The following is a 12,750-nucleotide window of genomic DNA, read 5'->3' as shown; positions in this document are numbered from 1 at the left end:
GAGGTGAATAGTTGAACGGAGTCTGTCACATCATCGCGAACAGCTCCACTATTACAGCCCGCACTTACCATCGTTAAAGGAACCTGCATGGAAACACTGGTTAAATTAGTGCCGCTTCCCCGTGATTTATGGGTCTATCTGATCATTGACCTTGGGCTGGCCTTGCTACTGCTGGTACTGCTCAAACTGATTGCCGGATTAATTCGCAATAGTTCAGTGGCCGAAGAATTAGCGGTAAAAGACAACTTTGCCTTTGGCATCAGTATTGCCGGCGGCATGTTATCGTTATGCATTGTACTGGGCTCAGTGGTGGGGCGGCATGTGGGGCAGGGCTTCGAATCCGCTGCCATGGGCATGATCAGCTTTGGTCTGATTGGTATTGTGCTGGTGAATTTCGGCCGCTTTGCTCACGACAAGTTGGTATTAAACCGGGTGGACACTCGGGCACTGATCAATGATCGCAGTGTTAGCATCGCGCTGGTGGATGCCGCTAGCCTGATTGCCAGTGCTATCATTTTACGTAGCATGGTGTTGTGGGTGGATGGCAGTGACATGAACGCCATGATCGCCATCGCCACTGGCTTTACTGTGGTGCTGTTTATCCTCATCTTTATGACCCGCATCTATGAAGTGCGCTATGCGCGCGACAACCAGAATGATTCTTTTCAGGGCGCGTTGCAAAAAGGCCAGTTGGCCCTAGCCATTGAGCATGCCGGAAACCTGTTAGGCACCGCCTTGATTGTTGCTTCAGCGCGACACCTGTTGAACTACCACCCCGATGGCTATGTGAGCAATGTGACTGGGTGGCTGATAGTGTCAGTGGTGCTGTCGTTGGCGTTGTACACCCTGGTGAATGTAGGCAAAAAACTGATTCTATGGGGGCTGGATTATCGCATGGAAGTGGATAAACAGCACAATGTTGGGGTGGCCTGCCTGGAATTATGTCTGACCGTGGGTGTGGCGCTAATTATCAACGGTATCTTGGAATTCTTATCATAAAAAAACGCCGGTAACCCATGTAGCCTCAATACCGCCAGGTAACGCACATTGTTGCCGGATCACTTGCCACTTGGTGGCGCGGGTTAATTGTTTAAGGGCGTACTCCAGTTGAAGCGCGTCGGTGCGCCCAGTGCATTGCCAGATAGCTTGAAATACCAGCGGCGCCTTGCCCTTTAGTGCTCTGGCACCGCCGACAAGCTCGCCACGATGCTGGCGAATGCGCCGGGCAGGATCGGTGGTCACGCCCGTGTACAGATGACCAAGGCGATTTTGCAGGATATACACAAACCAGGCCGGGCTGTCCTCATTTGCTGTGGAGACTGATATACTTTGCGCCAATTCTTATTTCAACAGTTGTGTTTTTTCCATCATGATTTTACCAGAGTTTAGCAACGCAAATGTATTGATTGTCGGTGACCTGATGCTTGACCGCTACTGGGGCGGCAGCACCAGCCGGATCAGCCCTGAAGCGCCGGTGCCAGTGGTCAACGTCAGCACCAATGAGGACCGCCCCGGTGGCGCGGCCAATGTGGCTATCAATGCCGCGATGCTAGGTGCAAAGGTAAATCTATTGGGGTTATGTGGCGAGGACGAAAATGCCACGATTTTAAAACAGCGGCTGGCCGCATTTGATGTGAAATGCCATTTTACTGCGGTGCCAGATAAAGACACTATCACCAAGCTACGGGTAATGAGCAGAAATCAGCAGTTACTGCGCCTGGACTTTGAGCAATCGTTTGCGCAAACCGACAAAGCTGCCATGGTCGCCCAATATGAAACACTACTGGCTGATGCCGACATAGTCATTTTGTCAGATTATGCCAAAGGATGCCTGGCCGATCCTCAGCCATTGATCATCGCTGCAAAAAAAGCCAATAAATGTGTGATAGTTGATCCAAAAGGCACAGATTTTGCGAAGTATACAGGCGCGACCCTGATCACGCCGAACAAAAGTGAATTTGAAGCGGTCGCCGGTGTAGCCGATGACGAACCTAGCCGTGCTGCTCAGGCACATCAGCTTAAAGAGCAGCTGGCGCTGGAGGCACTGTTGCTGACCCGGTCGGAGGAAGGCATGACCTTGTATCAGGCGCAGCAGGAAGACTTTCATCTGCCGGCCAAAGCCAAGGAGGTGTTTGATGTGACCGGAGCCGGCGATACGGTTGTCTCAACTTTGGCGGTGGCTTATGCGGCGGGCGCGAGCCTGCAGGATGCCTGTGTATTGGCTAACCTGGCCGCCAGCATTGTGGTAGGTAAGCTGGGCACATCCTCGGTAACTGCGACAGAGCTGGCCATTGCTCTGGGCGACCAGCATCGCCATAAAGACAATGGCGTGCTGGCGGAAGACCAGCTTGCTGCAGCCCTGGCGCAGGCTAAAAAACGGGGCGAAACCGTGGTAATGACAAACGGCTGTTTTGATATTTTGCATGCCGGGCATGTGTCTTATCTGCAGGCAGCCGCAGCCTTGGGTGACCGGTTAATTGTAGCGGTCAATGATGATGCTTCGGTTAGTCGCTTAAAGGGACCGGGCCGGCCTATTAACAATGTGCAACGGCGCATGGCGGTGCTGGCAGGCTTAGGCGCGGTAGACTGGGTAGTGCCATTTGCTGAAGATACCCCGCAACGGCTGATCGCCCGGTTGTTACCGGATGTGTTGGTAAAAGGCGGTGACTATAAGGTGGAAGATATTGCCGGAGGCGTTGAAGTGATGGCCAACGGCGGACAGGTCAAGGTGTTGCATTTTGAGCAGGGGGTTTCGACCACCGGCATCATCGAGCAGATAGTTGGTCGTGATGGGCAGGTGAAAACTCCCATGAATTGAATTATTGTTAACTGAAGCTGGTAGTCGGCCACGCAGGTTTAGTCTAAGCTAGACTATCTTTTAGTCAGTTAACCAGAAGTAAAGCGGTAATTTCATGTATGAAAGTTATTATGGGCTGGACTCCAAACCATTCCAGCTGACGCCAGACCCCGCGTTTTTCTTTGCCAGTCGCTGGCACAAACGGGCGATGTCGTATTTGCAGTACGGCCTGTCTCAGGCTGAAGGCTTTATAGTGATTACCGGCGATATCGGCACCGGCAAAACCACCATTGCGAACTCGCTGGTGGCAGAGCTGGAGGATGATATTGTGGTGGCGCATATCGTCACCCCCAAATTGACCCCAGATGAACTGGTTAAGATGGTGGCATCCAAATTCGAGTTGGATGTGGCGGGCAAAACCAAAGCCGATATTTTAAAAAGCCTGGAAGTGTTCTTATACGATTTGAGCAAGACCGGGCGACGGGCGTTGTTATTGGTGGACGAAGCGCAAAACCTGCCGTTGGAAACCATTGAAGAATTGCGCATGCTGTCGAACTTCCAAGAGTTTGGCAAGCCGCTGCTGCAGAGCTTTTTGCTTGGTCAGGAAGAGCTGCAGCCTATTTTGCGTGCCCCCAATATGGAACAGTTTCGCCAACGGATTGTGGCATCTTGTCACCTGGCGCCTCTGACGCTGGATGAAACCAAAGAGTACATCGTCTTTCGTTTACATCACGCTGGCTGGAGTGGCAGTGCTTTGTTTGACGAAGACGCCTACGCGCGCATCTACCAGTTTACCCGCGGTGTGCCACGCAAAATTAATACGCTGATGGACCGGATCCTGCTGTATGGATTTCTTGAAGAGCTGGAAACACTTAACGGTGAAGCAGTGGAAGCGGTGATCGATGAGGTCAGCGAAGAAATGTTTTTACCTGAGACGCCCACAGTGGAAGAGCACGAAGAAATTGATGAGGCCGAGTATGAAACGTCGGTCGGTCCGGGTGTGCCTCACAAGCCGAAGAAAAAGCTGCTGACGCCAAATGGCAACGAATTACAGGATGCCGAGTATTACAAAGCCATGCTGGGGGAATTAGTGGATGCATTGGACGATGCTATTAGCCATAAAATCAAACTCACCCAGTACATCGATAAGCTGCTTAAGAAAAAGTATCAAACCTATGTGCGGTTAAAAGAAGACGATTAATAAGTCAGCCGGGATAGCCACTATCCCGGCTTCTAATTTTTTGGTTATCTGGCTCGACAGAGCAAACTGCAATACCGAATGGTAATGTTGAAAAAGCGATTTAGGAGCTAATAGAGAGGCGAAGCAAAAGTGCCAAAGGTATAGGGTTTGGTACTAAAGTATTAATTCAGCATACTTTTATGCTGGTAATTTCGACCGAAGTAGTGTCATAATAAAGCTGAGAAATAAAAAAAGCCTCTTCGCGGAAGCTTTTACTAATTACAATTCCATATTCCAAACACTACCAAGCGGGCTTTGCCCGCTTTTTTTTTCGCCTGCAGAACAAGGGTTAGCGGATTGTTCTACAAGGCTATGTGTAAGCCTCTTCGCGGACGCTTTTACTAATTACAAATTCCATATTCCAAACACTACCAAGCGAACTTTGCCCGCTTTTTTTTCGCCTGCAGAACAAGGGTTCGCGGATTGTTCTTCAAGCTCATGTGATAGCCTCTTTGCGGACGCTTTTACTAATTACAAAGTCCATATTCCAAACACTACCAAGCGGGCTTTGCCCGCTTTTTTGCACCTAGAGAACAAGGGTTCGCGGATTGTTCTACAAGGCTATGTGTAAGCCTCTTCGCAGACATATTACACATTCCATATTCCAATAAGTTTAAAGCAAACCTGATGCCAACCAGGGTGCATTTACTAACAAACAAGAAAGTACACTAAATACAAGCTGTTAGATTCTGCATAGATTCAATGTTTTAAAGGGGAAGTGCCTTAGTTGTAAGTTATACTGACGCCATCACAAAAACTACATGTTTGTCTGTAGCTTTTACATGACACTATTAAAAGTCTTAGTTTAAAAGTAGCTAATACAAAGGTGTCTGTAAATTTTACAATTTTCTTTCTGGTTAGTTTTTTTACTATACTTTTCAATCTGTTAAATTTTGGCCTGAGTTGTGCATGGTGAGGGTGAAGGCGTGGTTGCCATTACTGGAGATGTTAAAATGAAATATTCAAAAAAAGCGTTATTGGGAGCACTATTACTTGCTGCTGCACACAATGCTGCTGCGACAATCGAGTCATGCAGTGTTGGTGACGTGCATATAAACACTATTCAGGTACTCGACGGTAGTCCCGTTGAAGTATTAGCTGAACCGTTGTCAGCCACAGCGTGTCTAGGCGCTTATGAAGGCAATAATAGCCTGTTCCTGAATCCTGACGAAAATCTGGGGTATAAGGATGATGGTTGGTTCAATATGGACAGCTATCTAGGCTTTTGGGATACGCCCGGAGCGTTTGTTGAAGAAAGCGAATTACAGAATCTGCAGGGTTTGGGCAACATTGATCCAGGCTGGATCTATGTGGGCAAAGGCGAAGGCGATAATATCGATTTTGAAGGCGCCACAATGAATGAAGGTGGGGACCCATCCTATACATTCATCGATGATTTATTAACGCTGGATAATTGTCTGGATAAAGATGGCATGGCGACAAGCTGTGGCGAAGATGCTGTGCAAGGTGAATTCAGCTGGGATCCCCCTGCGATGAATCCACCTGAGCTAATGGAACTATTGGGTGGCCAGTTTTTCGACCGTGTCGGTATCGTTTTTAAATCAGCCAATCGGTTTGCTATTTATGAGTTCGATTTGGCGGAACTGGGTCTGGATCCTGTATTTGAAGATGATTTTAATTATGCCTTCACAGGCACCTGGGATATGAGTTCAACTTTGATCAATCGTGGCGGAAACCCCGCTGGCTTATCAAATATTTCTGTGTGGGCTCGCGACCCTGCGGATATTCCTGAAGTCTCCGCACCGGCCACTGGCCTACTATCTAGTCTGGCTTTGCTATTCCTGTTACGCAGAAGACAACGCTAAGACTACATAAGCAATTTAAAAAGAGCCTTCGGGCTTTTTTTTTTGATAATAAAAAGCTGATTTGTTTGTGATTAACATGTGGGTGTCCTGGCAAAGGTGGGTGTCCAGCGGAATGGTGGGTGCCCAGGGAAAGGTGGGTGTCCAGGGGAAAGGTGGGTGTCCAAGGGCTATGAAAGGGATCTGTCACAAATCACGGACACAAAAAAGCCGGGGCTTGCCCCGGCTTGGTATCACGTAGTGATTTAGCGGCCTTTACCGAATAGTACGATTTCGACAGTCCGGATTAGGATAAGTATATCCAGCAACATGCTTTGATGTTTGACGTAGTACAGGTCAAACTTCAGCTTTTCCATGGAGTCTTCCACGCTGGCGCCGTACGGATAGTTCAGCTGCGCCCAGCCCGCCAGGCCGGGTTTCACATTATGGCGCTGATTGTAGTAGGGCACTTCGCGCACCAGCTTTTCTACAAACTCGGGGCGTTCAGGGCGCGGGCCGATAAATGACATTTCGCCTTTAAACACATTGAACAACTGTGGCAGTTCGTCAATACGGTATTTGCGAATAAAGTGGCCGATGCGGGTTACCCGATCATCATTCTTGCTGGCCCACTTGGCGCCGTCTTTTTCGGCATCCGGGCGCATACTGCGGAATTTGATAATCTTAAACAGCTTGCCATTCAGGCCTACACGTTCCTGCTTGTAGAACACCGAAGTGCCGGTACGCAGGCCGTCATCCAGCCAGATAATGGTGGCGGTAAGCAGCATAAACGGCCAGGTGAAGAGGAAGATTATCGTTGCCAGCAGGGCATTGATGGAGTAATCCAGCGCATCGCGCAGATAATTCTGACTGTGAAAGCCATTGGAATAGATGACCCAGCTGGGGTACATCAGGTTGACCACAATCTGGCCGGTTTCCCGCTCCATGAAATCCAACAGGTCAGTAACTTCAATACCGCGTAAACGACATTCAAACAACACTTCAATAGGTAAGGTGCCGCGGCGCTGATCACAGGCAATCACAATCTCTTCCACTTCATTATCAATAATGAACTGCTGGAAGTTTTCATCCACTTTTACATGAATAACTTCTTCATTTTTGATGCCTTCTTCGCGATTGTCCCCCGGGATAGGAATAAAACCCACCAGGTCAAAGGCGATTCGGTCCACATCCCGGCGCATCCGCTTTTCTATTATAGAGGCGCGTTCGCCGGCACCCAGTACCACGATGCGGACTTTGCCCAGCCCAAGCAATCCAAGCCGATTCGTAAAATAGCGAAAAACAACTAAAGTAATAAGAATGCAGGCCACTGAGGCTGGTAAGTAGTAGTGATGCATGATCAGATTGTCGAAAAATGCGCGGCTGATGACTTCAACCATGAAGTAACTTAAGCCGACACTGACAAAGATGCGTCTGATGATGCCGCGAAAGGTTTCGCGCAGTTTTGCTTCATACAGGCCCACAGAGAGTGAGCAAAGAAGAATAGCTACGGTGAGCAATCCAACGTTAACGGCAAGCTTCTCAATGGATACAGATTTTGTTAGCTCTAACTGAACCAAAATGAAATGCGTAATGTACCCCATATACGCTATGAGTAATGCTTCCGTTACAACTAAAATGTTGGAACGTTTACTTTGATTGTGCCTATTTAATGCCATTCCTGGCCCCCTGATACTGCAAAGTCGAAGTACATCGTAAAGCTATTCAATGTAATAGACTATAAATGATGTTGGCATTATAGTGGTATTTACCGTAGGGTAAATTGTCTCAACAAAAAAATTTCACCATAACGAGTTTAGGAAGATCTCTTATGCACAAGACTAAAAGCATCGTTCCGGTTGTTTTAGGAGCAGCGGTATCTTTGTTATGCGGCTGTACCAGCACTTCCGAGTTGCCTGAAGCGAAAACTCGCGCATCATTAACGACAAGTGTGGATAATTACCAATACCTGATCGGTCCCGGTGATTCGTTGAACATCTTCGTGTGGCGTAACCCAGAGATCTCTGGTCAATATACGGTTCGTCCCGACGGCAAGGTCACAACTTCACTGGTTGAAGACATTGAAGTCGCTGGCCGCACTCCTTCTACCCTGGCACGGGAAATCGAAGAAAAACTTTCTACCTTTATTAACAATCCTCGCGTAACTGTTAGCGTAAACAATTTCTCCGGTCCGCTCAGCGAACAAGTCCGGGTCATTGGCGAAGCAACCAACCCGCGTGCAATTAGCTACTCTCAACACATGACACTGCTGGACCTGATGATCCAGGTCGGTGGCCTGACTGAATTTGCAGATGGTAACAGCGCCAAGCTGGTACGGGTTGAGGGTGACGAAAAGCGTACTTACAACATCAACATAGATGACTTAATCCGTGACGGAGACATTTCTCAAAATGTTGATATTTTGCCTGGCGATATCGTAATTATCCCAGAAGCGTGGTTCTAGTAGTAGCGGAACAATATTAAATGCAGGATTTACAGCCATCTATTGCGCAATTCTTTGACTTGCTCAAAGGAATATGGATAAAAAAGCGCATCATCATTATATGCTCATGGATAATATGCCCTATCGGCTTTCTCTATGTGGCATCTTTACCTAACCAATATGAGTCAGCGGCAAAAATATATGTTGATACCGGTTCGCCTCTAGAGCCTGTTTTAACTGGTATTGCCATCAAGTCTAATCCTAAAGAAGAGATTAGAATGATGGCTAGAACCTTACTTAGCCGGTCGAACCTCGAAACCATCGCCCGGGAAAGTGATTTGGATATCACCACTACCACCGATGAAGAGTTCAACGATCTCATTAACCGGTTGAGTAAAGACATTAAACTGATTGATACCGGTGAAGACAATATCTATAACATCGCCTATGAAAGCGAATTACCGGCCACCGCTCAGCGCGTGGTACAGGAAACGCTGGATTTATTTGTAGAAGGGTCGTTAGGCAACAACCGACGGGACACGGATACAGCCGGGCGCTTTTTGGATGAGCAGATTGCTGATTACGAAAATCGGCTGGCCGATGCAGAGCAACAGCTGGCTGCATTTAAACGTAAGTACAGCGATATCTTGCCTATGTCTGGCACCTATTATGAGTCAGTGCAGCGCACCCGCAGCGAGTTGGAAACAACCCGGTTAGAAATCCGCCAGACCCAGCAACAGATTGATGCTATGAAGGCACAGATTTCTACATCCAAAATGGCCGATAGCTTCGGCGTGCGTAACGAGGGTAGCTCGGTGCTGCAAACCCGTTACGACCAACGGATCAAAGCCTTAGAAGATCAACTGGACAGCCTGACGTTGCGCTATACCGAGCAGCATCCTGATGTTATTGAAACCAAACAGTTGCTGACCAGTCTGGAAGAGGCGCGTCAGGAAGAAATCGACAACTTTCTTCAAGAGCAGGGCGTGGATGAAGATCAGCCGCTGGGCGAGTACAACAGCCAGCTGTCGCTGGATGTGAGTCGCCTGCAAAGCAATATTGCCTCGCTACGCGTGAAAGAAGAAGATTTGCAGGAAAAAATCACGGAGCTGGAATCTAAGATCGACCTGGTGCCACAGATTGAAGCCGAGCAAGCCTCGCTTAACCGTGATTATGGTATTACCAAAAAGCGTTATGAAGAACTGTTGGCACGGCGTGAGTCGGCAGACTTAAGCCGTCGGGCTGATGTGTCGGCCGAAGAATTCCAGTTTCGAATCATCGAGCCGCCTCTGGTACCCAGCCAACCTTCCGGGCCACAGCGTTTAATGCTGTACACCCTGGTATTGCTAATTGGCTTTGGTGTGGGGATCGGTGTGGCCTTTTTACTTAATCAGCTTTCACCGGTTCTGGTGCGGGCGCGTCAGCTCAAGGATTTTTCCGATTTCCCTATCTGGGGTACGGTTACCCATCTTGAGGTTGAGACTATCACCAAGGCCAACAAGCGTAATATCGCGGTATTTGCTGTCGCCTCGCTGGCACTGGTCGTGGTGTACGGTGCCTTGATGACAGCCGAGCTGATGAACGTCAACTTGCATGGGGTGTTGTCATGAGTAGTACAATCGAAAAAGCCCTTCAGCGCCGTCGCGAAGCGATGGCTGCAGAAAAAGCAGCAAAAGAGCAACAGGCCGCCGATGCTGGCGAGCCGGTTGCCGGCGCACCGGCCAGTCCGGCCCGACCGTCTGCCAAAGCAGCCAAACGGCCCGCTGCCCCGATGGGTGACAAGACCCTGGTTGAACCCCTAAATATCGACTTAGACCGGTTGGAACGCAATGGCCATGTGTCATTGTCAGGGGTGCGTAAAGGCATCAATGAAGAATACCGTGAGATTAAGCGCAAACTGCTGGCCAATGCGTTTGGCCCGCTATCGTCCACGCTGAAAAACAGCAACATCATCATGGTCACCAGCGGCCGTCCTTCAGAAGGCAAAACCTTTACTGCCACCAACCTGGCATTGAGTATTGCCTCTGAGCAGGACAAAACCGTATTGCTGGTCGACGCCGATGTATTAAAGCCAAATGTGCTTAATACCTTTGGTTTACAACGTCAGCGTGGCCTGATGGAATACCTGACCGGTGAGGTGGATGATATTGCCGATGTGCTGTATCCCACCAATGTGGATAAGCTAAAAATTATTCCAGCCGGCCGGACACACCATCTGTCGACTGAGCTGCTAGCCAGTCAAAAGATGCACGAAACCGTGGATGAATTTGCCAATCGCTATCCGGATCGGATTGTGATCATCGACACGCCGCCCCTTATCGGGATCACCGAAAGTGCGATTCTGGCCAACTTTGCCGGCCAGGCGGTGGTGGTGACCGAGGAAGGGCGTTCTAAGCTGTCTGATATTCGCTTGAGTGTAGAGCGCTTGAACCCCGATATGGCGATAGGGTTTGTGGTAAACAAGGTAGTAAATAAGGATGCTAACGACCCGGGCTACTATGGATACTATTATGCACAAGAGCAGGAAACGGCCAATGGGGCGTAATTTGCGCGCCTCTTCAGTAGCAGCCTGTACAGTTGCCGCGTTAGCGGCACCGGCTGCTCTCGCGGGTGATATCACCTTGCAACCCAGTGTTTCTTCCAGTGCGATTTTTCAGCAAATTGACTCGGAAGGGCGCGGTGATCGGGATATTCTGACCTGGCGGGTGGAGCCTGCCTTACGGGCATTGTATACCGCCAAGCGCGCCAGAGCGTCGGCGACTGTGACCGGCACTCATCTGCAGCGCGATAATGATACTTTCGCCACGCAGGATACCTATGTTGAGTATAACTATAACGCCAGCCTGGATGTGGTTGAGCGGTTATTGCAACTTAGTGCTCAAGGCCGGTCGAGTTATTTGAATACCAACACCAATAATTTTTTGGTGTCAGATTTTTTAACCAATGCTAACGATTTGGCGCGCACCCAATCAGACACCATACAGGCGCTGACCGATTTCAGTCAGAATCCGTTTGTGTCGGGTACCGCGTCGGTGTCATACAGTAAGGTTAAGTCTGAAGACAGTGAGTTCATTAACACTCAGCGGCTGAATAACGAGACCTTTTCGGTGGGCACACAGTTTACCGAAGGCTCGGCAGTGCAGGGGTTTAAGTGGCAGTTTTCGGGCAATTACAGCGATACCGATCGCTCACAGGCAGATTTAGGCAACTTTACCTCGCATGAAGTGAGTGCATTTATCGATCGTCACGTGTTCGACAAAGTTGCCGTACGCGTCACTGGTTATTCGGAGTCGTATGAATTTCGCAGCCTGGGCGACTTTATTCAAAATGACCGGGAGTTCGACAGTGTAGGTGCGGGTCTGACTTACAGGATCAGTGATGACCGTTATATCTCGCTGACCGCTAATTCAGCCAGCTCGTCCAATCCGAATAATGATGGGGACGTCTATCCGGGGGTGGATATCAACTGGGCATTTACTACCCGCACCAGTTTGCAGGCTAAATTTGGTCAGCGTTTTTACGGCGATTCGGCCAATGTCAGGCTGCAGCATGCCACACGCAAAATTCGTACAGTGGTCAGTTACACCGAACAGGTCCGTAACTTTTCGCAATTCATCAATGATAACCAAATTGATGGCGTATTTGTGTGCCCCGGCGCGGGCTTTTCACCGGGTTGCTTTCAAACCCCGTCACTGGGCTATCAGTTGCAAAATGGCGAGCAATTTGTGCGCTTTTCCGATGACAACAATGCTATCGAAGATGACGTAATCTTGCGTAAAGCGGGTGCATTTGAGATGGGATATGAGTCGCGCGTTGCCCGGCTGGGGATTTTTGCCCGCTATTCAGAAGATGATTTTCTGGGGCAGGGTCGTCAGCGTGAAACCATTTCGTATGGGACTAATCTGAATTACCGCGTGGGCGCATTCACCCGGTTAAATGCGGTACTAAGCTTTGCGGATATTACGCAAAGCAGAAGCCGCTTTAGTACCCAGCCGTTTGCGGCGGGCGAAGGGGACAATGTTGCGCTGAGCCTGTCGTTGTCTCACCGCTTGTCACCACAGTTAAATGCTACCGCAGGGTATACATTTAATGAGCGTAGCGGTGATATTCGCGAAAATGCCTTTGGCAGCAACTTTACTGAAAACCGCCTTCAGGTGGGTCTGACTTATCAATTCCGATAAAGAATACCAATCCTGATTAAAAATGCCGGCGCTGTGCCGGCATTTTTGTATGTCAGTAACAACAACACCTTAATTTAGAACCGGGCGCCTGGGCCAGTGGGTAACTCTAAACGGCCATCTCTAAAAGGGCGCTGTATGCTCTTACCCTCCCCATAATCTAGCTTCTCAAACCTGCAATTCAGGCAGTTCGGCTTATCTTCACACTCAAGCGCTCAAAAAATAAGCATATCCTCATAAACAAATCCAAATAATATTGATTCTCATTTGTAATCGTATAGTATGTATTG

General features: G+C 49.0%; 10 protein-coding genes. 8 read left to right on the top strand and 2 right to left on the bottom strand.

Annotated features, from left to right (window positions below; genetic code table 11):
* Positions 1-87: 87 nt before the first annotated feature.
* Positions 88-999 carry a DUF350 domain-containing protein gene (locus tag ACTUJZ_RS11130; RefSeq protein WP_463636386.1) on the top strand — a complete coding sequence of 304 codons (912 nt, stop codon included), beginning with the start codon at positions 88-90 and terminating at the stop codon, positions 997-999.
* On the opposite strand, the gene ACTUJZ_RS11125 is transcribed toward ACTUJZ_RS11130, so the two are convergent.
* Complete coding sequence (locus ACTUJZ_RS11125) at positions 994-1,284, bottom strand: GIY-YIG nuclease family protein (protein WP_463636385.1); 291 nt, start codon at positions 1,282-1,284, stop codon at positions 994-996. The genes ACTUJZ_RS11130 and ACTUJZ_RS11125 overlap by 6 nt on opposite strands.
* Before the next feature lie 85 nt (positions 1,285-1,369).
* On the opposite strand from ACTUJZ_RS11125, the gene hldE reads away from it, so the two are divergent.
* The 3 genes from hldE to ACTUJZ_RS11110 all read left to right on the top strand — a co-directional run bounded on the left by hldE (position 1,370) and on the right by ACTUJZ_RS11110 (position 5,863).
* Positions 1,370-2,818 carry a bifunctional D-glycero-beta-D-manno-heptose-7-phosphate kinase/D-glycero-beta-D-manno-heptose 1-phosphate adenylyltransferase HldE gene (gene hldE / locus ACTUJZ_RS11120; protein WP_463636384.1) on the top strand — a complete coding sequence of 483 codons (1,449 nt, stop codon included), beginning with the start codon at positions 1,370-1,372 and terminating at the stop codon, positions 2,816-2,818.
* Positions 2,819-2,912: 94 nt separating this feature from the next.
* Entirely contained in the window at positions 2,913-3,998 is a 1,086-nt protein-coding gene (locus ACTUJZ_RS11115) for an XrtA/PEP-CTERM system-associated ATPase (protein ID WP_463636383.1), read from the top strand.
* A 992-nt stretch (positions 3,999-4,990) separates the two neighbouring features.
* On the top strand, positions 4,991-5,863 hold the full coding sequence (locus ACTUJZ_RS11110) for a hypothetical protein (RefSeq protein ID WP_463636382.1): 873 nt from the start codon (positions 4,991-4,993) through the stop codon (positions 5,861-5,863).
* A 242-nt stretch (positions 5,864-6,105) separates the two neighbouring features.
* Here ACTUJZ_RS11110 and ACTUJZ_RS11105 read toward each other — a convergent pair whose 3' ends face one another.
* Complete coding sequence (locus tag ACTUJZ_RS11105) at positions 6,106-7,518, bottom strand: TIGR03013 family XrtA/PEP-CTERM system glycosyltransferase (protein ID WP_463636381.1); 1,413 nt, start codon at positions 7,516-7,518, stop codon at positions 6,106-6,108.
* A 152-nt stretch (positions 7,519-7,670) separates the two neighbouring features.
* On the opposite strand from ACTUJZ_RS11105, the gene ACTUJZ_RS11100 reads away from it, so the two are divergent.
* The 4 genes from ACTUJZ_RS11100 to ACTUJZ_RS11085 are packed head-to-tail and all read left to right on the top strand — an operon-like array spanning position 7,671 to position 12,463.
* A complete protein-coding gene (locus ACTUJZ_RS11100; protein ID WP_463636380.1) occupies positions 7,671-8,303 on the top strand; it encodes an XrtA/PEP-CTERM system exopolysaccharide export protein in 633 nt (210 codons plus the stop codon).
* Positions 8,304-8,323: 20 nt separating this feature from the next.
* Positions 8,324-9,892 carry an XrtA system polysaccharide chain length determinant gene (locus ACTUJZ_RS11095; RefSeq protein WP_463636379.1) on the top strand — a complete coding sequence of 523 codons (1,569 nt, stop codon included), beginning with the start codon at positions 8,324-8,326 and terminating at the stop codon, positions 9,890-9,892.
* Positions 9,889-10,827: an XrtA-associated tyrosine autokinase gene (locus tag ACTUJZ_RS11090; RefSeq protein ID WP_463636378.1), complete on the top strand. Its 939-nt coding sequence runs from the start codon at positions 9,889-9,891 to the stop codon at positions 10,825-10,827. The genes ACTUJZ_RS11095 and ACTUJZ_RS11090 overlap by 4 nt, the downstream gene beginning before the upstream one ends.
* Positions 10,817-12,463 carry a TIGR03016 family PEP-CTERM system-associated outer membrane protein gene (locus tag ACTUJZ_RS11085; protein ID WP_463636377.1) on the top strand — a complete coding sequence of 549 codons (1,647 nt, stop codon included), beginning with the start codon at positions 10,817-10,819 and terminating at the stop codon, positions 12,461-12,463. Before ACTUJZ_RS11090 ends, ACTUJZ_RS11085 begins: the two co-directional genes overlap by 11 nt.
* Positions 12,464-12,750: the final 287 nt, after the last annotated feature.

The sequence above is a fragment of the Alteromonas sp. WD8-37 genome (assembly GCF_055326825.1).
The sequence above is the reverse complement of the archived record's forward strand: the minus strand, read 5'-3'. Positions and strand labels throughout refer to the sequence as shown.